The 21,756-nt window shown below is 68.3% G+C and carries 20 protein-coding genes; 13 read left to right on the top strand and 7 right to left on the bottom strand.

The features are described 5' to 3' along the window. Positions 1–59: 59 nt before the first annotated feature. Positions 60–1,034 carry a DMT family transporter gene (locus tag ASC81_RS14475; RefSeq protein ID WP_056268398.1) on the top strand — a complete coding sequence of 325 codons (975 nt, stop codon included), beginning with the start codon at positions 60–62 and terminating at the stop codon, positions 1,032–1,034. A gap of 15 nt (positions 1,035–1,049) precedes the next feature. Here the strand turns inward: ASC81_RS14475 and ASC81_RS14470 are convergent, their stop codons facing one another. Together ASC81_RS14470 and ASC81_RS14465 are read right to left on the bottom strand one after the other, a co-directional pair. Further along, positions 1,050–1,814: a metallophosphoesterase gene (locus ASC81_RS14470; protein WP_056268395.1), complete on the bottom strand. Its 765-nt coding sequence runs from the start codon at positions 1,812–1,814 to the stop codon at positions 1,050–1,052. 18 nt (positions 1,815–1,832) lie between these two features. Next, entirely contained in the window at positions 1,833–2,594 is a 762-nt protein-coding gene (locus ASC81_RS14465; RefSeq protein WP_056268392.1) for a YecA family protein, read from the bottom strand. A gap of 226 nt (positions 2,595–2,820) precedes the next feature. Between ASC81_RS14465 and ASC81_RS14460 the strand changes: the two genes are divergently transcribed. The 4 genes from ASC81_RS14460 (at position 2,821) to ASC81_RS14445 (ending at position 9,553) form a co-directional block, all read left to right on the top strand. Continuing rightward, on the top strand, positions 2,821–5,346 hold the full coding sequence (locus tag ASC81_RS14460; protein ID WP_056268389.1) for a TonB-dependent receptor: 2,526 nt from the start codon (positions 2,821–2,823) through the stop codon (positions 5,344–5,346). A gap of 704 nt (positions 5,347–6,050) precedes the next feature. Then, entirely contained in the window at positions 6,051–7,307 is a 1,257-nt protein-coding gene (locus ASC81_RS14455) for a sugar MFS transporter (RefSeq protein ID WP_056268386.1), read from the top strand. Beyond that, positions 7,300–8,805, top strand: coding sequence for an alpha,alpha-trehalase TreF (gene treF, locus ASC81_RS14450; RefSeq protein WP_056268382.1), 1,506 nt, complete (start codon positions 7,300–7,302; stop codon positions 8,803–8,805). The genes ASC81_RS14455 and treF overlap by 8 nt, the downstream gene beginning before the upstream one ends. Positions 8,806–8,857: 52 nt before the next feature. Beyond that, a complete protein-coding gene (locus ASC81_RS14445; RefSeq protein WP_235533662.1) occupies positions 8,858–9,553 on the top strand; it encodes a CAAX prenyl protease-related protein in 696 nt (231 codons plus the stop codon). Here ASC81_RS14445 and ASC81_RS14440 read toward each other — a convergent pair. Further along, positions 9,522–10,298, bottom strand: a complete 777-nt coding sequence (locus tag ASC81_RS14440; RefSeq protein WP_056268377.1) for a helix-turn-helix transcriptional regulator — start codon at positions 10,296–10,298, stop codon at positions 9,522–9,524. The genes ASC81_RS14445 and ASC81_RS14440 overlap by 32 nt on opposite strands. A 124-nt stretch (positions 10,299–10,422) precedes the next feature. Here ASC81_RS14440 and ASC81_RS14435 point away from each other — a divergent pair, with 124 nt between their 5' ends. The 5 genes from ASC81_RS14435 to ASC81_RS14415 all read left to right on the top strand — a co-directional run bounded on the left by ASC81_RS14435 (position 10,423) and on the right by ASC81_RS14415 (position 15,369). After that, positions 10,423–11,646 carry an amidohydrolase family protein gene (locus tag ASC81_RS14435; RefSeq protein ID WP_056268374.1) on the top strand — a complete coding sequence of 408 codons (1,224 nt, stop codon included), beginning with the start codon at positions 10,423–10,425 and terminating at the stop codon, positions 11,644–11,646. 113 nt (positions 11,647–11,759) lie between these two features. Next, positions 11,760–12,227: a YiaA/YiaB family inner membrane protein gene (locus ASC81_RS14430; RefSeq protein WP_056269044.1), complete on the top strand. Its 468-nt coding sequence runs from the start codon at positions 11,760–11,762 to the stop codon at positions 12,225–12,227. An 18-nt stretch (positions 12,228–12,245) separates the two neighbouring features. Continuing rightward, on the top strand, positions 12,246–12,686 hold the full coding sequence (locus tag ASC81_RS14425) for a hypothetical protein (RefSeq protein ID WP_056268371.1): 441 nt from the start codon (positions 12,246–12,248) through the stop codon (positions 12,684–12,686). Continuing rightward, positions 12,683–13,465, top strand: a complete 783-nt coding sequence (locus ASC81_RS14420; RefSeq protein WP_056268368.1) for a DUF2145 domain-containing protein — start codon at positions 12,683–12,685, stop codon at positions 13,463–13,465. The genes ASC81_RS14425 and ASC81_RS14420 overlap by 4 nt, the downstream gene beginning before the upstream one ends. Next, on the top strand, positions 13,462–15,369 hold the full coding sequence (locus tag ASC81_RS14415) for an MFS transporter (protein WP_056268365.1): 1,908 nt from the start codon (positions 13,462–13,464) through the stop codon (positions 15,367–15,369). Before ASC81_RS14420 ends, ASC81_RS14415 begins: the two co-directional genes overlap by 4 nt. A gap of 21 nt (positions 15,370–15,390) precedes the next feature. On the opposite strand, the gene ASC81_RS14410 is transcribed toward ASC81_RS14415, so the two are convergent. The 3 genes from ASC81_RS14410 to tgt form a co-directional block, all read right to left on the bottom strand. Next, positions 15,391–16,608, bottom strand: coding sequence for a hypothetical protein (locus ASC81_RS14410; protein ID WP_156392129.1), 1,218 nt, complete (start codon positions 16,606–16,608; stop codon positions 15,391–15,393). Between the two features lie 176 nt (positions 16,609–16,784). Beyond that, the gene (locus ASC81_RS14405; RefSeq protein WP_056268361.1) at positions 16,785–17,294 is read right to left on the bottom strand and encodes a hypothetical protein; all 510 of its coding nucleotides are present in this window, start codon (positions 17,292–17,294) and stop codon (positions 16,785–16,787) included. Between the two features lie 256 nt (positions 17,295–17,550). Further along, positions 17,551–18,678: a tRNA guanosine(34) transglycosylase Tgt gene (tgt, locus tag ASC81_RS14400; protein WP_056268358.1), complete on the bottom strand. Its 1,128-nt coding sequence runs from the start codon at positions 18,676–18,678 to the stop codon at positions 17,551–17,553. A gap of 41 nt (positions 18,679–18,719) precedes the next feature. On the opposite strand from tgt, the gene ASC81_RS14395 reads away from it, so the two are divergent. Next, positions 18,720–19,325: a YigZ family protein gene (locus tag ASC81_RS14395; protein ID WP_056268353.1), complete on the top strand. Its 606-nt coding sequence runs from the start codon at positions 18,720–18,722 to the stop codon at positions 19,323–19,325. Here the strand turns inward: ASC81_RS14395 and queA are convergent. Beyond that, positions 19,277–20,341, bottom strand: a complete 1,065-nt coding sequence (gene queA / locus ASC81_RS14390; RefSeq protein ID WP_056268350.1) for a tRNA preQ1(34) S-adenosylmethionine ribosyltransferase-isomerase QueA — start codon at positions 20,339–20,341, stop codon at positions 19,277–19,279. The genes ASC81_RS14395 and queA overlap by 49 nt on opposite strands. Before the next feature lie 173 nt (positions 20,342–20,514). Between queA and ASC81_RS14385 the strand changes: the two genes are divergently transcribed. Further along, complete coding sequence (locus tag ASC81_RS14385) at positions 20,515–20,883, top strand: hypothetical protein (protein ID WP_056268347.1); 369 nt, start codon at positions 20,515–20,517, stop codon at positions 20,881–20,883. A 105-nt stretch (positions 20,884–20,988) separates the two neighbouring features. Further along, positions 20,989–21,735, top strand: a complete 747-nt coding sequence (locus tag ASC81_RS14380) for an ABC transporter substrate-binding protein (protein ID WP_056268344.1) — start codon at positions 20,989–20,991, stop codon at positions 21,733–21,735. Positions 21,736–21,756 lie beyond the last annotated feature (21 nt).

Below are 21,756 nucleotides of genomic sequence, written 5' to 3'. Positions count from 1 at the left end.
GGACGGCGCCGCAGCGCATCGACGCAAGCGGCGGTCACCCTGCGGCATGATGCCGCCCCATGCTTGCAGGTGTACTTTTTGCCCTCACGGCGGGGTTGATGTGGGGACTGGTGTTCGTCGCGCCGCTGATGCTGCCCGACTACCCGCCGGCCCTGCTGACGACGGGGCGCTACCTGGCCTTCGGCCTGATCGCGCTGCCGCTGGCGCTGATGGACCGCGGCAGCCTGCGCGGGCTCACACCGGCCGACTGGTGGGCCGCCGTGCGGCTCAGCGCCGTCGGCAACTTCCTCTACTACCTGACGCTGGCTGCCGCCATCCAGCGCGCGGGCGCGCCGCTGCCGACCATGCTGATCGGCACGCTGCCTGTCGTCATCGCGATCAGCGCCAACCACCGCAACCGGGTGCGTGACGGAAAGCTGCCGTGGGCGCGGCTGCTGCCGGGGCTGCTGCTGATCGCCGCCGGCCTGCTGCTGGTCAACCGCAGCGAGCTGGCGGCGCTGCAGGCCGCAGGTGCCGGGCCCGACGCACTTCGCCGTTATGTGGAAGGCGGCCTGCTGGCCGTCATCGCGGTGGCTTGCTGGACCTGGTATCCCATCCGCAATGCCGACTGGCTGCGCGAGCACGCCGACCGCAGTCCGCGCGCATGGGCCACGGCGCAGGGCCTGGTCACGCTGCCGATGGCGCTGATCGGCATGATCATCGTCGTGGAGTTGCAGGCACTGTGGCCGGGGCTGCTGATGCCGGCGGGCTTTGACTGGCCGCTCGGCCCGCAGCCGCTGAACTACATCGGCCTGATGCTGGCCATCGGCCTGTTCTCGTCATGGCTGGGCACGCTGTGCTGGAACGAGGCCAGCCAGCGCCTGCCGACCTCGCTGTCGGGCCAGCTCATCGTCTTCGAGACGCTGGCCGCGCTGGGCTATGCCTTTGCGTGGAAGCAGCAGATGCCGCCGGCAGCGACGCTGGCGGGCATCGCGCTGCTGGTGGCGGGGGTGGTGTCGGCGCTGCGCATCAAGACCGTGGCGCACGCCGCCTGAACTGCGCTCGCAAGGTCAGGCGGAGAACACCTCGAACACCCGCTGGCCGTCGAAGCCGTCCGCCTCGCCCTTGCGGACATGGCCGCGCGCATTGCTGACGATGCGGGTGGCGCCCAGCCGATAGTCCTGCCGGCAGTGCAGGTGACCGTGGATCCAGAGCTGGGCGCCGGGCAGCAGCTCCTCGTCGTTGTTGCAGAAGCTGGCCGTGCCGGGCTGGCGGCCGTAGCGCGGGTCGGCGCTTTTCAGGCTGGGCGCGAAGTGGGTGATGGCCACGGTGGCGTCCCAGTCACCTTCACGCGCAAGCTCGCCGGCCAGCCAGGCACGGCTCTCCAGCGCCAGCGCGCGCACGGCGTCCACGCCGAAGACCTCGCCCTGCCGCGTGGCCTGCATGACGTTCTGGAAGTAGCCGCCGGCACGCATCGCGCGTTCACGACCGGCCGGGCCGAAGGCGTCGAAATCGCACCAGCGCGTGCAGCCGATGAAGCGCACGCGGCGGCCCTCGCCATCGCGCATGACGACCGATTCGTCGTCCAGCATGCGCAGGCCCAGCGGCGTGACGTGGGCACGCAGGGCCTCGCGCGCCGCGTCGACATCGCGGCGGTCGAACTCATGGTTGCCCGGCACGAACAGCACCGGCACCGGCCAGCCGCGGAACAGCTCGAAGCTGCGCCAGGTCGTGTCGATGTCGCCGGCCAGGACCAGCAGTTCTGCGCCCGGTGCGGGCACGGGCTGGTAGGACTCGGTTTCGAGGTGAAGGTCCGAGAGCAGCTGTAGCTTCAAGTCAGTCGAGAACCGTCGTTAGTTACTGCCGTGGCAGACCTTGTACTTGCGCCCCGACCCGCAGGGGCAGGGGTCGTTGCGCCCGACCTTGGGCGCGTCGCGCTTGATGGTCGCGACGCGATAGCGCTCGGCCTCGGTGAGGTCGGACAGGTCGGCCACGGTGGCCACCAGTTCCTCGATGGCATCGTCCAGGTCCTTGAGCGGGTGCTCGCGGTCCAGCGTCGCAACGACCTCCTTCTCCTCGGCGGTTTCTGCCGGCAGGTGGCGGTACAGGCGCGCCAGGGCCGCAGCGACATCGTCGTTGGGCACGTCGGCCAGGTCAGGGAAGCACAGGGCCGCATGCTGGAAGCCCGCCACCCAGGGCATCAGCGCGCGCGAGATGCTGCCGAGTTCGTCGTAGCTGGCGCGGGCCGAGCGCTCTTCCTCGCTGGCGTCTTCGGGCAGCGGGTCGGGTTGCTGGTCTTCCTCGATCTCGAGGATGACGGGGTCGAACCAGCCGTCTTCGGCCAGGCTGCGGTTCAGCGCGGCGTGGCGGCGCTCGACGAGCTGGGTCAGCTTGTCCAGCCAGCCGGCGTCCACCGTCTCGGGCAGCAGGCCACCGTCGTAGTCAAAGATGTTGGGCAGCCACTCGTCGGCCTCGATGAGGCGGGGCTGCACGATGACACCGCACAGATAGCCGTCCAGCATGGAGGCGTCCAGCGGCTGCAGCGGCTCGGGCGTAGCGGCGAGGAGTTCGTCGAGTTCGGCGAACTCGGCGTCGGTGAGGTCTTGGGTGCTCATGGGCCGGGATTGTCGGGGTTTGGCTTCGCGCGCCAACGACTTTTGCGGCCGGCGAGGCCGCCCGGCAGCTCTAGGCAAACCCGCGTCAATGCCATCGATGTCACCACTTCACCACATTGGTATTAACCCAAATGACATCGATAACATTTGCCATCAAAGTCCGCTCCATCGAAAGTGGCGACGGCCGCGCTGGCTTTCGGGATCAAGAACAACCATCGGAGACACCATGCCCAAGTCCCATGCCACGCCGCACAGCGGCACCGTCCTCCCGCGCAGCTTGCGCCCGCAGCTGATCGCCCTGGCCGCCGCTGCACTGTGCGTTGCGGCGCAAGCCCAGGAGGCCGCCAAGCCGGCCCCGCAGGCCCCCGAAGTGCGTGAACTCGAAGCCGTCGTCGTCACCGGCACCGCGCGCCGCGAGGGCGTGCGCAAGCTTGAGGCCGGCTTCTCGATCACCACCGCCACCGAGGAGCAGATCAAGCAGGCCGCGCCCACCAGCACGGCCGACATCCTCAAGACCGTGCCCGGCATCTTTGTCGAGACCTCGGGCGGCCAGGCCGGAGCCAACATCCGCGTGCGCGGCTTCCCGACGCCGGGTGACGGTCCTTATTCGACCTTCCAGCTCAACGGCGCGCCGCTGTACCACCTACCAACGCTGAGCTTCTTCGAGCACTCGCAGCTCTTCCGTCTGGACGACACCATCGACCGCATGGAAGTGCTGCGCGGCGGCCCCAGCCCCATCTTCGGCAGCGGCCAGCCCGGCGTGACGGTGAACTTCATCCAGAAGGACGGCCGCAGTGCCGAGTCCAGCCTGCGCGTGACCACGGGCACCGGCAGCCTGAAACGCGTCGACGGCGTCTATGCCGGCAAGCTGTCGGCTGACTGGAACATCATGGTCGGCGGCTTCTGGCGCCAGAGCCAGGGGCTGCGCGACACGCAATTCCCCGCCGACGAGGGCGGCCAGGCCAGCCTGGTGCTGAGCCGCAAGCTCGACGCCGGCAGCCTGCAGCTCTACGCCCGCGCGCTGCGGGACCGCAATGCCTTCTTCACGGCCATCCCGGTGGTCGGTGGCAGCGATGGCAAGAGCGTGTCCAGCTACCCCGGCTTCAATGCGCTGAAGGACTATTTCTACGGCAACGAGCTGCGCAGCATCGTGCTGGAGACCGGCCGCGCCACCGGCCGGACTCTGCCAAACGGCCGGCCCGAGATCCAGCGCAGCACGATCACCAAGGATCTCGCCGACGGCCGCGGCGCCGACGTGCAGACCTTCGGCGCCAACCTTGACACCAAGCTGGGTGACTGGACGCTGACCAACAAGCTCAGCCACACCTCGGGCGACACGCCGACCTATGCGCTGTTCTCCGGCGCCAACCCGCAGACGCTGGGGAGCTATATCGCCTCGCAGGTCACGGCGGCCAACGGCGACGCAGCGGTCGTCGCTGCGGCCGGGCGCGCGGCCACCACCGGCACGGCCACGTTCACGAACGGCGGCGGCGCCGTTGCGGCCAGCACGCCCGTCATCGTCAACGGCATGTGGGCGGTGGACAAGGCGCTGCGCTCGACCAGCAACGAGACGCGGCTGTCGCGCGAGATCGCGCCGGGCAACAACCTGACCGTCGGCCTCTATCTGGCCGGCTACAGCTCGCATGACGTCTGGGCGTTGGGCCAGGCGCAGCTGATGACCGTGCAGTCGCACGCGCGGCTGATCGACGTGCAGCTGGACAACGGCGTGCGCGTCTCCCGCAATGGCTTCGTGCCGCCGCCCTTTTCGTTCAATCTCGACGCGAACTACAGCGGCAACACGCACGCCTTCTTCATCGCCGACGAGTGGCAGGTCAACAAGCAGCTGCGCGTGGACCTCGGCGCGCGCCGCGAGACGCAGCGCATCACCGGCACGATCGCCAACGTCACCAATGGCGACCTGGATGCCGACCCGCTGACCCTTCACAACAACAACCTCGCCTACTTCAACGGCAGCAACACGCTGATCGACAGCAAGCTCAGCCGCTCGTCGTTCACCGCGGGCGCCAACTACGCCTTCAGCCGCGACTTCAGCGCCTTCGTTCGCGTCAACAAAGGCCACCGCATGCCCGACTTCGACGTGCTGCGCGGCCGCGGCGCCAACGAGACCAAGGACTCGGTCGAGGACATCACCCAGTTCGAGATCGGCCTGAAGACCGCCACCAAGCTCTACAGCGCCTTCCTGACTGCCTATGCCAACAAGCTGACGAACTCGCAGACGCAGCAGTTCACGAATGCAGGCAACGTCGTGCTGCGCCCCAACAGCGAAGCCAAGGGTGTCGAGTTCGAGTTGGCGCTGCGCCCGGGCTATGGCTTCGAGATCGCGGCGACTGGCAACTTCCAGAACGCCAAGTACAAGGACTTCCAGCAGTTCACCGGCAACCGCGTCGAGCGCGCACCCAAGTTCCAGGCGCGTTTGACGCCGAGCTGGCAGACGCAGACCGGGTTCGGCCAGCTGCGTGCGTTCGCGACCTTCAGCCATGTGGGCGACCGTTTTGCGGATCAGACCAACACGCTGACGCTGCCGGCTTATCGCACGGTGGATGCGGGCGCGGTGTTCTCGATGGACAACGGGGTGGAGGTGCGGCTGACGGGGACCAACCTGACCAACAAGATCGGGTTGACGGAAGGGAACTTCCGGGTGCCGGGGCAGGGGGTTGGGCAGGATGGGGTGTTCTTGGCGCGGCCGTTGTTTGGGCGGGCGTATGAACTGTCGGTCGGTTTTCAGTTCTGAGTCGTGAGCTGCTCGATGCGTTCTGCTACACCCCAGTGGGCGGGACGCACCTCGTTGCTTTTGCGTCTTGCCGAGTATGGTGCCGCGAGTCCCGCCCGGCGGCGGGGTAACTTTCTTCTGCGGGGCCAGAAGAAAGTCACCAAAGAAGAGGCCCTGAACCGCACACCAGCACCATGTGCACGAGCTTCTCCGTGCAACAGCCGTTCGGTGACTGGGCAGACGCGAACCGCTGCGCTCTCGCTGCTGTCCTTGTCACCAGCACCATCCATCGCACCACCCGCCCGCTTAACGCGCGGCTGCACGCCGTGCTCACCAAAACAGCCAATACAGCGTCGCTCGGGCGACGCGAACGCTGCGCAGCATCCACCGGGGCGTCGCCCCAGCGACGCCGCATTCGCATTTGCTCGTGAGCCCGGCGTGCAGCCGGCGTTAACCGGCATGAAGCGGCGATGGCTGGTGCTGGTGACAAGGACAGCAGCGAGAGCGCAGCGGGTCGCGTCTGCCCGCAAAGCCGGTGGCTGTTTTCGCGCGCCGCTGATGGCGGCGTCGCGCTCGTGTGCGGTTGAGCGCCTCTTCTTTGGTGACTTTCTTCTGGCGCCGCAGAAGAAAGTTACCCGCCCGCCGGGGCGGACTCCCGGCACCACACTCGGCAAGACGCAAGCGCAGCGAGGTGCGTCCAAAGAATCGCCCGCTCAAAGCACCCCATGACGACCCAACTCCACTCACCGCCAGCAGCCGCGACAGCCAGCACCCTGCCCATCAAGCTCGCCATCATCCTCACCTACATGCTCTTCGGCGCCCTGCTGAACAGCGTCGGCGCGGTGAACCTGATGGTCGTGCAGACCCTTGGCGTTGCACGCGCTGACGCCGCGCTGCTGGACGCCTGGAAGGACCTGCCCATCGCCATCACGTCCTTCCTGGTCGCCTCCCTGCTCCCCAGGCTAGGCCTGAAGAAATCGATGCTGCTCGCCGTCGCCGCCGTCGGCGCAGCCTGTGCGGCCATGCCGGTGCTGTCGGCCTTCTGGGCCATCAAGCTGCTGTTCTGCACCCTCGGTGCCGGCTTTGCCCTGGTCAAGGTGTCGGCCTATTCCATGATCGGCCTGGTCACGCACGACAAGGCCGACCATGCGCGGTTCACCAACCTGCTCGAAGGCCTTTTCATGGTCGGCGTGCTGGGCGGCTTCCTGCTGTTCAGCAACGCCGCGCATGCAGAAGGCACCGGCTGGCTGGGCATCTACCCCTGGCTGGCCGGCATCGCCGTGGCGGCCTTCGTGCTGCTGCTGATCAGCCCCCTCGACGAAGGCCCTATCCAGTCGCCCGGCACGACGGTCAGGCAAGACCTTGTCGCGATGGCGCCGCTGCTCAGGATGGCCCTCGTCGTCGTCTTCCTGCTGTCGGCCTTCCTTTATGTGCTGATCGAGCAGGGCATTTCGACCTGGTTGCCCAGCTTCAACAACGAGGTGCTGCACCTGCCCACCGCCATGAGCGTGGGCCTGGCGGTCATCATGCCGGCGACGACGGCGCTGGGCCGCCTGACCAGCGCGGCCATCATCGGGCGGCTCGGCTGGTTCGCCGTCGTCATGGGCTGCCTGGTCGGCATCACGGTGCTCATCCTCGTCACGCTGCCGCTGTCGCGCAACATCGCGCCGCTGGGTGCCGATGTAGGTTGGCTCAACGCACCCCCGGCCGCCTATCTGCTGCCTCTGACCGGCCTGCTGCTGGCACCCATCTACCCGGCCATCAACTCCGCGATGCTGAGCGCGCTGCCGCAGCGCCAGCATGCCGCCATGACCGGCCTCATCGTCGTCTTCTCGGCCCTGGGCGGCACCCTGGGCAGCTTTGTCACCGGCCGGCTTTTCGTCGCCTTCGACGGCGCCACCGCCTTCGGCCTTCTGCTCGTTCCCACCGCGGCCCTCGCGCTTGCCTTGACCCGCCTGCGGCGCGGCCTGAACCATGTCTGACCCGACCCCCCACGAGCTCTACGGCGAGCTCTTCATCGCCGTGCAGATGGGCGGCGTCTGCGGCGACGGCAAGAGCTTCGTCGATGCCTTGCCACGCTCTGCACCCGCCGCGATACGTGCCCGGTTCGACGCCGAGCGCTCTCGACCCGGCTTCTCGCTGCGCGACTTCGTGCACGCCCACTTCGAGCTGCCCGGCCACGGTGCGCCCGCCGGGCCGCGCTTGGGCATTCGCGATCACATCCGCGCGCTGTGGCCGCTGCTGGTGCGCGAGCACCGTCACCCCGTCGAAGGTGACAGCCTGCTCGCCCTGCCACAGCCCTATGTCGTGCCAGGCGGCCGCTTTCGCGAGCTCTACTACTGGGACAGCTATTTCACGATGCTCGGCCTCATGGCCGATGGCCGACGCGAGCTGGCCGAGGCCATGCTGGCCAACTTCGCCCACCTGATCGCCACCTACGGCTTCATCCCCAACAGCAGCCGCAGCTACATGCTGAGCCGCTCGCAGCCGCCCTTCTGCTTCAAGATGGTCGAACTGCTGCACGCCGACGACCCGGCAGCCGGCTTTGCGCAGTACCTGCCGGCGCTCAAGGCCGAGCACGCCTTCTGGATGGACGGCGAGGACGAGCTGGCGCCGGGCCAGGCTCATCGCCGTGTGCTGCGCACCGCGGACGGCGCGCTGCTCAACCGTTACTGGGACGACCGCGACAGCCCGCGCGAGGAGAGCTGGCGCGAGGACGTCGAGACGGCCGAGGCCAGCGGCCGGCCGCATGCCCACGTCTGGCGCGACCTGCGCGCCGCGGCCGAAAGCGGCTGGGACTTCTCCGGCCGCTGGTGCGCCGACCCTGCGGACATCGCCAGCATCGAAACCACGTCCCTTGCGCCGGTGGACCTGAATGCGCTGCTGGCCGGCCTGGAGGCCGCCATCGCGCTGGGGGCCGCGCGCAGCGGCGACCCCGCCACCGCTCAGGCCTTCGAAGCGCGCACCGCCAGACGCCGGCAGCTGCTGCAAACGCGCTTCTGGCGCGCCCAGGATGGCGATGAAAGCGGCCACCTGGCCGACCTGAACTGGCGCCACGCCACCGACCCGCGCCCGCTGACGGCCGCCGCTCTGGTACCCCTCTACCTCGGCATTGCCACGCCGCCCCAGGCCGACGCAATGGCCGAGCAGGTGCGGCGCCATCTGATGGGCGCCAACGGCCTGCTGACCACGGCGCTGGCCACGGGCCAGCAATGGGACGCCCCCAACGGCTGGGCGCCCCTGCAATGGATGGCGGCGCAAGGCCTGGCTCGATACGGCCACGCCTCGCTGGCCCGCGACATCGCCGAGCGCTGGTGCGCCAGCGTGCACCGCGTCTACCTGGCCACCGGCCGGCTGCTGGAGAAATACGACGTGGCCGAAGACCGCGCCGGCGGCGGCGGCGAGTACGAAACCCAGGACGGTTTCGGTTGGACCAACGGCGTCTTTGTCGCCTTCCAGGACGGCTTGCTGCAAGCCTAGGGGGCAGTGACGTCCAGGACGGTCACAGGCTCGGGCTAAGCTGAGGGCCGACATGCCCGCCCAGATGCCCTCCGAAACGCCCACGCTCAGCCCCGCGGCCCTTGCCCGCTGCATTCCGTTCTTCGTTTTCATGGCGCTGCTGGCGCTGCGGGGCTATCTGCCCGCCGACGCCGGCCTGGACCCGCGCTGGATCTACGGTGCGCAGACCTTCATCGTCGGCGGCCTGCTGGCCTGGTATTGGCGCGGCTACGGCGAACTGGTGCGCCAGAACCTGCCCGACGCGCGCGAGACCGGCTGGGCGGTCGTCGTCGGCATCGCCGTCTTCGCGATCTGGGTGCAGTTGGACGCGCCGTGGATGCAGCTCGGCACCCCGACCGCCAGCTTTGTGCCGCTGGATGCCGCAGGCCAGCTGATCTGGCCACTGGTCGTGCTGCGCCTCGCGGGCGCTGCCCTGGTCGTGCCTGTCATGGAAGAGCTGTTCTGGCGCAGCTTCCTGATGCGCTGGGTGCAGCACCCCGGCTTCGAACGCGTCGACCCGCAGGCCGTCGGCATACGCGCCATCGTGCTGTCGACCTTCGTGTTCACGCTGGCACACACCTTGTGGCTGGCCGCCGTCGTCGCGGGCTTGGCCTATGCGTTGCTCTACCGCAAGAGCGGCAAGCTGTGGACGGCCGTCATCTCGCACGCGGTGACGAACGGCCTGCTCGGCATCTGGGTCATCTGGACCGGGCGTTGGGAGTTCTGGTGAGTCCGAGCCCCGGTCTCTCAAGATCCCGAAACGCCTCGAAGACCCATGACCGCAGCCCGATGACGACGCTGTAGGGCCGCTTCTCGGACGACGGCAGCTTCTGGTCCAGCAGATGCTGGCGCGCGAAGTCGTCGGCCGCGCGCTGCAGGCGCTCCGCCAGCTCGCGCGCATGGCCGGCGCCGAACTCGCCGTGCACCAGCGTCAGCAATTCGCCCTCGCCGTCGAAGCCTCCGGCAAAGAAGTCGGCCATCACGCGTTCGCGGAAGAAGCTCATCACCGGCCCCTGCGGCCGCCAGCGCAGCGTCTTGGCGACCTTGAGCTTGTAGCGGTTGTGCGGCCGCAGCTCGATGACACCCAGGCGGTCCAGCTGTGCCAGCGCCGCGACGGCGTCGGCCTCGGCGATGCGGTAGCGCGACAGCACGTCCTCCACCGCCCAGTGGCTCAGGCAGCAGATCGCGATCAGCAGCAGCTTGGGGTCGGCCACGACGGCCTTCTCCTGCTCCAGGCTCAGCACGCGCAGCTCGGGCGCCTGCGCGGCCAGGCGCGCAGCCAGCTCGGCGAAATCGAGCTTGAGCACGCGGCAGATCTCGTCCACGCGTGACAGCGGCATCTCGCCGCCCGGCGCCAGCATGCGCTTGACGCTGGACTCCGACAGGTCCAGCGCCTCGGCCAGCTCGGCATAGCTCAGGCCCTGGCTCTTCAACTCGGCCTTGATCAGGGCCACCAGCGATTGCGTGCTCGACATGGGGCGAGACGGTAGCGCATGACGGCACCACCGGGCGCAAGGCCCGCCCCGCCACGACAAAAACGCCGGCTTTGCGGCGCGGCGTCGCGAAGCTGGCGCCCCTCGCCACTCCTGCCACCTCGACATGCTCACCCGACGCCACCTGCTGTGCTGCGGCGCAGCCGCCGGCCTGTTCACCGCCCTTGCCAGCCCCGCCCGCGCTAGCTTGCTCAACCCCTGCCGCAGCGGCATTCCCGACACGCTGCGACCGCTGATCGAGCGCACCTTCGACGGCATCGACCCCGCTCAGCTGTGGGACGTGCACACGCACCTGCTCGGCACCGGCGACTCCGGCTCGGGCTGCACTGTCAATGCGCAGCTGAGCCAGTGGTGGCACCCGGTGGAGGTGCTGCGCAAGCGATTCATCCTCAACGCCGCCTGCGTGTCGGCCGATGCGACCAGCGTCGACCGCGCCTATGTCGAGCGGCTGCAGGCGCTGGCCGAGGACTTCCCCGCCGGTGCGCGCTGGATGCTGTTCGCCTTCGACCATGCCTGCGACACCGGCGGCCGGCCGGTGGCGGCGCACACCACTTTCCACGTGCCGAATGCCTACGCGGCCGGCGTGGCCGCGGCGCGACCGCAGCGCTTTGCCTGGGTCGCGTCCATCCACCCGCATCGGCCCGACGCGCTGGCCCGGCTGGACGAAGCCCTGGCCCAAGGCGCCGTCGCGCTGAAGTGGCTGCCGTCAGCCATGAACATCGACTTGCGCGCCTCGCGGCTGCGCCCCTTCTATGACCGCCTGGCCGCCGCGCGCCTGCCCGTCATCGTCCACTGCGGCGAGGAGCGCGCCGTGCCGGGCGCCGGCCGCGACGAGCTGGGCAACCCACTGCACGTGCGCGCCGCACTGGCGCAGGGCGTGCGCATCGTCATCGCGCATTGCGCGTCGCTCGGCAACGCGCTGGACTTGGACCAGGAACGCCCGCGCCAGGCCAGCGCCTTCTCGCTGTTCACGCGGCTGATGGACGAGGACTGGGGCGGCCGGCTGATGGGCGACATCTCCGTCACGCTTCAGACCAACCGCAAGCCCGACGTGGCACGCACGCTGCTGACGCGCGAGGACTGGCACCCGCGGCTGCTGCACGGCTCGGACTACCCGCTGCCCAGCATCCCCGCCGCCGTCCGCTTGCCCACGCTCGTCAGCGCGGGCCTGCTGGACGCTGCCGACGCGCCGCCGCTGCACGTATTGCGCGAGCACAACCCGCTGCTGTTCGACCTGGCGTTGAAGCGCCTGGCCCGCTGGCGCGGCGCGCGGCTGTCGCCGAGCGTTTTCGCGACTCGTCCGCACTTCGAACGCCAAGCGGTGTCATGAAGCGCTACTTCGCGGCGCTTGCCACGCGCCTCGGAACTATTCCCGAGGCCACCCCAGCCGGCTTCGCGCAAGATCGCGCCCATCGCAACATTCACTCACAAGCAGACAACACCATGGCCCAAGTCCCCCACATCCGCCGCGACAGCGGTGCCTGGCGCATCCAGGTCTGGATCTCCTTCGGCCTCAGCGTCATGCTGTGCGGCTCTGGCTTGGCCTGGCTGCCGGGGCAAGACCTGGACCGCGCCTTCATGGTGATGGGCTATGTGTTCTGCCTGTCCACCGCTTTCGCGCTGGCCAAGTTCATCCGCGACAACCAGGAGCGCACCGTCGACACGCCGATGTGGCGCATCGTCGTCTGGGCCGGCTTTGCGCTGGCCATGGGCCTGACGGGCTGGGGCCTGTGGCGCATGGAGGTGCAGCCCGTGTGGAAGGCCTATCTGCTGGTCTGCTGGCTCTACCTGATCTCCAACGTCTTCACGCTGGCCAAGATGCTGCGTGACGCGCACGAGGCCGACCTGCTCGAAGCCCGCCTGCATGGCCGCCGCGAAGCTGCCATGCAGCCCGATGCCAGCGCTCAATAACTTCCGGAGTCCGAGAACATGAAACGCCTGCTTGCCGTCACCAGCCTGTCCCTCGCCCTCGCGACGCTTGCCGTTCCCGCAACGGCCCAGTCGGAGATCAGCCTCGCCGTGTCAGCCGCGCCCGTGGTGCTGTCGGTCGGCGCGGTCAGTGCCACCGGCGTTGCGCTGAGCGCCATCCCCGCCGGCATGCTGTCGGTCGGCGTGACGCTGGCCGTCGTCAGCGTCGAGGTCGTCGGCGGTGCGACCGTTTGGGTGCTGGAGCGCGCGTCAGACGGCGCCCGCATCAGCCTCAAGACAGCCGGCAAGCTGGCCGAGGGCGTCGTCGTGTCCACCGGCGCAGCCGTCGTGGTGTCGGTCATCGCCGCCGGCACGGTGCTGTCGGCCGCGGGACACGTCATTGCCTTCATCCCCAACGAGGTGGGCAAGGCCCTGCTCTACAACGAGCAGGTGAGCCGTTGAAGCGCCTGCTTGTCATTGCGGCGCTCGCGCTCGCGACATCCGCGCATGCCGGCCGGCCTTGCGAAGAGAAGGCCGGCACGGCGCGGCAAGTGGAGCAAGGCCTGACCCTGGCGCTGGCCACCGCCCGCCAGCTTGACGCCAGCGGCGCGCAGGTCGCCCTCCTCGCCCGCGCCGGGCAGGATCTGTCCAAGTACGACCTCAAGTGGTCGCATCTGGGCTTTGTCTACAAGGACACCAGCCAGCAACCCGCCGTCTGGCGCGTCATGCACAAGCTCAACCACTGCGGCACCGATCACGCCGCGCTGTACCGCCAGGGCCTGGGTGAGTTCTTCCTCGACAACCCGCACCGCTACGAGGCTGCGTTCGTCGCGCTCAAGCCGGAACTGCAGCAGGTCCTGCTGCCGGTGCTGGCCGACAACGCCCGCGTGGCGCGCTTCAACGAGCGCCGCTACAGCATGGTGGCCTATGCCTTCGGCACCACCTACCAGCAGAGCAACCAGTGGGTGCTGGAGACGCTGGCCGCTGCCGCTGCACCCGGCATCGTCAGCCGCCGCGCCGCGCAGGATTGGCTGAAGGTGCAGGGCTATCAGCCGACCGACCTGCGCCTGTCCGCGCTGACGCGCCTGGGCGGCCGCCTGACCCAGGCCAACATCGCGTTCGACGATCATCCGACCGCGCGCCGCATCGCGCGGCACATCGACACCGTCACGGTGGACTCGATGTTCGCGTGGCTGCCACGCGCCGGCCTCTCCGAATCACCGCAACTGGTCAAGCAATGAGCCAAGAGCATCCGAATCAGTTCGCCCTGCTGGGCCAGCGCCGCTTCGCGCCCTTCTTCTGGACGCAGTTCCTCGGCGCCGCGAACGACAACGTCTTCAAGTTCGCGTTCACGCTGATGATCACCTACCAGCTGCAGCTGGACTGGCTGCCGCCCAGCCACGCGGGCCTGGTCATCGGCGCGCTGTTCATCCTGCCCTATGTGCTGTTCTCGGCCACCAGCGGTCAGCTTGCCGACAAGCACGACAAGGCCAGGCTGATGCAGCTCGTCAAGAGCCTGGAGATCGCCATCATGGTGATCGCGGCCTGGGGCTTCTACGCGGCCAACGTGCCGGCGCTGCTGGCCTGCGTCTTTTTGATGGGACTGCATTCGACACTGTTCGGTCCCGTCAAGTACGCCTACATGCCCCAGCACCTCAGCGAGCGCGAACTGACCGGCGGCAACGGCATGGTCGAGATGGGGACCTTCGTCGCCATCCTGCTCGGCCAGCTGCTCGGCGGCATCCTGGTCGACACGCCCGTCGTCGGCCCGCAGCATGTGGCGTGGGCCTGCCTGGCACTGGCCGTGCTGGGCCGCGTGACGGCACAGGGCGTGCCGCCCAGCCCGTCGACCGACCCTAACCTCGTCATCAACTGGAACCCCTTCACCGAAACCTGGCGCAACCTGAAGCTTGCGCACGAGGGCCTGGCGGTGTTCCGCTCCCTGCTCGGCATCTCGTGGATGTGGTTCTTCGGCGCCGTGTTCCTCAGCAATTTCCCGGCCTTCGCCAAGGAGGTGTTGCACGGCAGCCCGCAGGTCGCCTCGCTGTTGCTGGCGGTGTTCTCCATCGGCATCGGCGTTGGCTCGCTGTTGTGCGAGATGCTGTCCAAGCGCCATGTAGAGATCGGCCTCGTGCCGCTGGGCGCCATCGGCATGAGCGTGTTCGCCATCGACCTCTACTTCGCCGCCAGCGGCCTGCCCGCGAGCGAGCCCTACAGCGTCAGCGCCTTCCTCAGCATCGGCGTGCACTGGCGCGTGCTGGCGGACCTGACGCTGCTGGCACTGTTCGCCGGGCTGTACAGCGTGCCCATGTATGCGCTGATCCAGCTGCGCGCCCAGCCCAGCCACCGCGCCCGCATCATCGCGGCCAACAACATCCTGAACGCCATCTTCATGATTGCCAGCTCGGTCATCGCCGGCGCGATGCTGAGCGCGGGGCTGACGATCCCGCAGGTCTTCCTGGCTGTGGGCATCGCCAACGCGGTGGTCGCGTTCTACATCTTCCTGATCGTGCCGGAATACCTGCTGCGCTTCGTCGCTTTCGTGCTGACGCGCATCGTCTACCGCTTCAAGGTCGTCAACGACGAGCGCATCCCCACCACCGGCCCGGCCGTGCTGGTCTGCAACCACGTCAGCTTCGTCGACGCCGTGCTGCTGATGGCCGCCAGCCCGCGCCCCATCCGCTTCCTGATGGACGCGCAGATCTTCAAGACGCCGGTGCTGGGCTGGATGTTCAAGCTCGCCAAGGCCATCCCCATCGCGCCGCAGAAGACCGACCCGGCCACCTATGAAGCCGCCTTCGCCGCCGCCCGCGCGGTGCTGAAGGACGGCGAGATGGTCTGCATCTTCCCCGAGGGCGGCATCACCCGCGACGGCACGCTGCAGCCCTTCAAGGGCGGCGTCATGAAGCTCATCGACGGCCTGCCCGATGTGCCCGTCATCCCGATGGCACTCGGCAATCTGTGGGGCAGCTATTTCTCGCGCGTCGAAGGTGGCAAGGCGATGAGCAGGCCGCTGAGGCGCGGGTTTTGGAGCCGGGTGTCGTTGAACGTCGGCAGCGCGCTGCCGGCAGCCACCATGTCGCCGGACGCATTGCGCGAGCGCGTGGCTGGACTGCTTGGCACCGACTCGCCAGCGGCTACCTGACGCGATTCAAGCAGCGCGCATTCAAGGCATGCCGAAAGGAGGTTTGCAGACTTGCGCCAGCGCGGTGCGCAACTCCAGCGGCTGCTCCTCAATCCCACTCGACGAGCCGCTGTCCGTGAGCGCGCTCGCCAGGATCACCGGCGCCGGTGTCGGCCCAGCGGGCATTGGCGACAGCGCCAACGGCACGCTGGACCACGTCAGCAACTGCGCTTTGTCCAGCACCACACGACGGTAATGAACAGGCTTGTCTCTTTGCTCCGGGATGGATTGCCACGCCAGCGACGCGTTCGTGCCGCTACGTTCGATGCTCATCGCCGCGAACTCGAGGAGCGCCTGTGAACCGATGCGCGATCGCAGGACGGCAGGGCAAATCACGGTTGCGTCTTCATCCGCCGTCTCACGGCAGACGGCCTGCCCGAGCGCCAAGTTGATTTGTCGGCATGTTTTTCCGCTGACGACCGCGCGAACGGCGGTGTACTCGCCCAGGCCAAGCTTGCCCACCACCATCACCGAGGCCGCCGAGAAGCTCCCCGTAGCCGCGAACACCAGGAACAGCAGCAGTGCGGCAAGAAAGGCCGCCGTCCGAATGCGGCTACCTGACTGGGACAGGCTGATGAAGACGGTGGAGGCTGCCAACACCAACAGCACCAAGCGGCCAATCGCCTGGGCGTTGCTCGCGTAAACGATGTCTCCCCGCAAGCCAAACGCGAAGATGAACGCCACGGGCGTAACCATCAAAAGCGCGCTGAAGGCCGCAGGCAACAGCCATCGAGCCCCAAGTCTGTTCAATGCGTGCCGGTAAAAACCAGACGCGCGCGGTTGGCGTGAAGCAATCCAACGAACCCACAGAACCATGGAAGCACACCAAAGGGCCGCCGTGATGCACAGCGCCGTGATGCCGCCCAGTTGCCCGAACAGCCAAGACAATGCCACGCCCCATGTCAGCGCATTAAGTGCTGCGGCGATGAGGACGTCACTGAAGTGGCTTTCCGCTGCATCGTCGCGCCAGTACGCCAACAACAGCCCTGGCATCACCATAGATGCGGCAGCAAAAGAGACGATCAGCAGCCCCATCAATGCTGTGGCGTACAGCAACGATGGGGCTGCCTCTAGATTGATGTCCGGCAGAAATTCGATGCGCGCGAAGTAAACCAACAGCAGCAGCCCGCCGAAAAGCAAGGCCGCGACCGACAGCACCTTGATGGGGTTGGCCGCCGCGTGATCCAGCAGTTTGGCCACGAGCCCGTTGGTAGCCGATCTCGGCCGCCGCATGCCATAGCGCAAGGAAGTTGAGTCCACTTTGATCCGCATTGCTCCTCCTGCGAGGTCGACTGTCAAACGGCACCATAAATACCGCTCGGCGATCTCGTTAGCAGATTGTCCTTCCGCCGTGAGACGCAACAATGGATTTCGCGTCAAAGGGGCCGCGACGGCTCCCGTCCCCGCCTGAACAGCCGCTTCACCCGCAGCTTGACCGCTCGCGCCCAACGCCATGCTGCGCTGGCGCGCACCCAGGCCAGCAGCTCGGCCTTCCACGCCGTCCAGCGCGCATGCACACGCGCGAACCAGCCGAGCTGCATCAACGCCGGCTGGATGATCTGGAACAGCCAGGCCAGCAGCGCCGTGCCGATCAGCTTGGCGGCGACGATGACCGCAACACCCAATGTCACGCTGCCTTCGGCCACCAGCCACAGCGCCAGCAGCTTGATCGGCAGGATCAGCAGGCTGGGCAACACCAGCACGACCAGCGCCCAGCGTGGCGGCAGACGGCGCAGCAGACCTTCGAGCTGCCGTATGACCGGCAGACTGGCCAACAGCGCGAAGGCGCGCCGCAGAGGCTCCCAGCCCCATTCCTCGAAGAGGATGAGGACGGCGAATACAAACCGCAGCAGCCAGCGCAGCGGCGCGAGCAGGGCTTTCAGCATGCCGTCGTCTTGGGACCGCCAAAATCGGACACGTCGGGCCGAGCGCTGGGCCGCTCCCGAGCCGGCCCGCTGGGGCGATGTGCTCGCGGCTCGATGCCGCGATCATCGCCGTCCCCTCGGGGGCTGAGGCTGGACACGGTGCGCCCCAATGGGCGCTGCGTGCCTGCCGAAGAGCTGCGGCACTGCCGCAGCGCGGTCTGCAAGACCGACCAGGCTCGCCCGCGTTCAGCGGAGCGAGATTGGGCGAGGGGCAGTTTCACACCCCGCGCGCCCGGTCCGCGTGGAACTGCGCCCGCCAGGCCTCGAAGCGTCCGGCGTCCAGCGCGTCGCGCATCTCCTGCATCAGGGCCAGGTAGTAGTGCAGGTTGTGCACGCTGGTCAGCATAGGGCCCAGCATCTCGCCGCAGCGGTCCAGGTGGTGCAGGTAGGCGCGGCTGAAGCCCTTGCAGCATTCGCAGCTGCAGGTCTCGTCGACCGGCTTCTCGTCGGTCTTGTAGCGGGCGTTGCGCAGGCGCAGGTCGCCGAAGCGCGTGAACAGGTGGCCGTTGCGCGCATTGCGGGTGGGCATCACGCAGTCGAACATGTCGATGCCCTGGGACACGCCTTCAACGAGGTCTTCCGGCGTGCCCACGCCCATCAGGTAGCGCGGCTTGTGGGCCGGCAGCTGGTGGCCAGTGTGTGCCAGGATGCGCTGCATCTCGGCCTTGGGTTCACCCACTGACAGGCCGCCGATGGCATAGCCCGGCAGGTCCAGTTCGGCCAGGCCCGCCAACGAGGCATCGCGCAGATTCGTGAACATGCCGCCCTGCACGATGCCGAACAGCGCGTTCGGGTTCTGCAGCCGGTCGAATTCGCTGATGCAGCGCTTGGCCCAGCGCAGGCTCAGCTCCATCGACTGCTTGGCCTCGCGCTCGGTCGTCAGCACGCCCTTGCTCTCATAGGGCGTGCATTCGTCGAACTGCATGACGATGTCGCTGTTGAGCACCGTCTGGATCTGCATGCTGACCTCGGGGGTCAGGAAGAGCTTGTCGCCGTTGACGGGCGACGCGAACTTCACGCCCTCCTCGCTGATCTTGCGCATCGCGCCGAGCGACCAGACCTGAAAGCCGCCGCTGTCGGTCAGGATGGGCTTGGTCCAGCTCTCGAAGCGGTGCAGGCCGCCGAACTGCGTGACCACGTCCAGGCCCGGCCGCATCCAAAGGTGGAAGGTGTTGCCCAGGATGATCTGCGCACCCATCTCCTCCAGCGACCGCGGCGTGACGCCCTTGACCGTGCCGTAGGTGCCCACCGGCATAAAGATGGGCGTCTGCACGACGCCGTGGTTGAGCGTGAGCGTGCCGCGGCGGGCGCGGCCTTCGGTCTTGAGGAGGTCGAACTTCAGCATGGGGCGTGGATTGTCGCAGCGGCCGCCGACAATCCCGCGCCATGCCCCTGACCCTGGCCACGCCGGCCGCCCACGAACTGGTCATCAAGAAGAGCCGCTTCCTCGGCCGCGTCGAACCCTGTGCCGACCGCGCCGCAGCGCTGGCCCGCGTTGCCGAGCTGCGCGCCGAACACCCCGGCGCCGCCCACGTCTGCTGGGCGCTGCTGGCGGGCGGGCATTCCGCCGCGAACGATGACGGCGAACCCGGCGGCACCGCCGGCCGGCCCATGCTGGACGTGCTGCGCCACCAGGGCCTGGACGGCGTGCTCGCGACGGCCGTGCGCTACTGGGGCGGCGTCAAGCTGGGCGCGGGCGGCCTGGTGAGGGCGTACACGGACTGCATCGCGCAGGCGCTGCTGACGGCCGAGAAGGTTGAACGGGTGGCCCAGGTGGTAGTGGGTTGCGAGCTGCCGTATGAGTTGGAAGGGCGGTTGCGGCGACTGGCGGAACAGCACGGCGCGCAGCTTGCCGACGTGTCGCACGCAGCGCGCGTGCACATGCGCTTCATGCTGCCGGTCACTTCACGCGCCGCCTTCGTCGCCGCGGTCGACGAGGCCGCTCAAGGGCGCGTGGCCTGGGTGCGCGACAGCAGCATCGCGTCGCCATAGCTGAAGAAGCGGTAACGCTGCGCGATGGCGTGGCGGTACAGCGCCATGACCTTGTCGTAGCCGGCGAATGCGCTCACCAGCATCATCAGCGTGCTCCTGGGCAGGTGGAAGTTGGTCACCAAGCGGTCGACGACCTGGAACTGGAAGCCCGGCGTGATGAAGATGTCGGTCTCGCGCGAACCAGCCACAAGTTCTCCACCGCGCGCCGCCGATTCCAGCGCGCGCAACGTCGTCGTTCCAACGGCGACGACGCGGCCGCCACGCGCACGGCAGGCGGCCACGGCATCCACCGTCGACTGCGGCACATCGAACCATTCGCTGTGCATCTTGTGCTCGGACAGCTGCTCGACACGCACCGGCTGGAAGGTGCCAGCGCCGACATGCAGCGTCACATGCGCGCGCTCGACACCACGCTCCGCCAGGCGGGCCAGCAGCGCCTCGTCGAAATGCAGGGCCGCCGTCGGTGCGGCCACCGCGCCGGGCTCCTTGGCGAACACCGTTTGATAGCGGCGCACATCGTCTTCGCCATCGGCATGCGCGATATAGGGCGGCAGCGGCACATGGCCGTGGGCTTCCAGCAGCGCGAAGGGGTCGCCGTCGAAGCGCAGATGGAACAGGCCGTTGTCCGGCCCGCAGCGGCCCAGCATCTCGGCATCGAAGGCGTCGGCGAAGCGCACCCGGCCGCCGGGCTTGGGCGACTTGCTGGCACGCAGGTGCATCCAGACCTCTTGCGTGCCGGGCAGCACGCGCTCGACCAGGGCTTCCACCGCGCCGCCGCTGCTCTTCACGCCGTATAGCCGCGCCTTGATGACGCGCGTGTTGTTGAAGACGAGCAGGTCGCCGGCCTGCAACAGCGTGGGCAGCTCGCGAAAGACCCGGTCCGCGGCCTCGGGGCCGCTCGCGTCCAGCAGGCGTGAGGCGCTGCGTTCGGCCGCGGGGTGCTGGGCGATCAGCTCGGGTGGCAGTTCGAAGTCAAAGTCGGCGACGGTATGGGTGGACCCAGCGGAAGTAGTCATGGACGCGTTTGAGGGCCGGACGGACCCGTGCCAAAGGGCTGGCGATTCTCCCATCGGCCTTCACTTGACCCATCTCAAGGTCGTGCTCGGGACGTAGTGCCAGCATGAAACCAGCCCTTGCGCGGCCGCCGTCCAAGCGGGCGGCTGCCCCCTTTTTGGACCGGAGAACGCCGATGTTCCACGCCGTCATCTACCTCGACCACCACCACGCCCAGGTGCTGCATTTCGACGCTCACCAGGTGCACGCTGCCTGCATCGAGCCCCACCACCCGCGCGCCCACGGGCACGACCTGCGCGTCGAGCACGCGCTGTTCGCCGCCATCTGCCAGGCCTTGCAGGACACGCGGGAAGTGCTGGTGACCGGCTCCCATCCGGTCATCGGCGAGTTCCGCCACTACGTCGAGGCGCGCGAGCCAGCGCTAGCCTCGCGCATCGCCGACTATCGGCCGGCAGCCGAGCTGAGCCAGGGGCAGATGCTGGCGCTGGCACGCCAGTTCTTCGTTGCCTTTGACCGCATGGCGGGCGTGCCCACGCCGAGCTGAAGCGACGCGCTGCCCGGCGGCGCGCGATATTCCACACGCAGGCTCTTCACGTGCATGGGGCTGTCACGCCGGCGACCTAGACTCGCCGCGCCCAGAGCCCACCCCGTGAAGCGCCGCACCAGTCTTGCCCTGCCCCTGCTCCTCGGCGCGCGCCTGCCGGCAGCGGCGGCTGACGACGTGCTGCACGGCTTCACAGAGAACCTGCCGCCGCTCAACTACCAGGACGAGAACGGGCCGCAGGGCTTCGCCGTCGATCTGCTGCGGCTGATGGCTGCCGGCGCCGGGGTGAAGCTGTCGCTGCAGGTGCTGCCCTGGGTGCGCGCCATGCAAGTGGCCGAGGCCGAGGCCGCCAGCGTGCTGTTCTCGCTGACACGCACGCCCGAGCGGGAGGCGCAGTTCCAGTGGGTCGGGCCCATCGCGCAGCGCCGCATCCTGATCTATAAGCTGACAAGCCGCACCGAGCTGACGCTGAGCCAGCTCAGCGAGCTCGGCGCGGCGCGCATCGGCGTCGTGCGCGACTCGGCCGCCGACCGGCAATTGCAGGCGGCCGGCCTGAGGCCCGGTCAGCAGCTCGAACACGGCCTGGACGACGCCACCAACCTGCGCAAGCTGCTGGCTGGTCGCATGGAATACGTGACGCTGCTGGACTGGGCCGCGGCCTGGAACCTGCGTCAGCTGAACCTGCCCTACGACACATTGCAGGCCGTCATGGAGCAGGACACGGCCAGGTCCTACTGGTACGGGCTGCGCCTTGGCGCCGACCCGGCCATCGTGCGCCGCCTGCAAGCCGCGCTGGACGCGCTGCGGCGCGACGGGCGCTACGAACGGCTGAGGCAGCGCTACTTCCGCTGAAGCGCAGATGCGGCCGGCACA

Source organism: Pelomonas sp. Root405 (assembly GCF_001425165.1).
In the GTDB taxonomy this organism is placed as follows: domain Bacteria; phylum Pseudomonadota; class Gammaproteobacteria; order Burkholderiales; family Burkholderiaceae_C; genus Pelomonas.
Note: the sequence above shows the minus strand (reverse complement) of the source record. Positions and strands in the feature narration are given on the sequence as shown.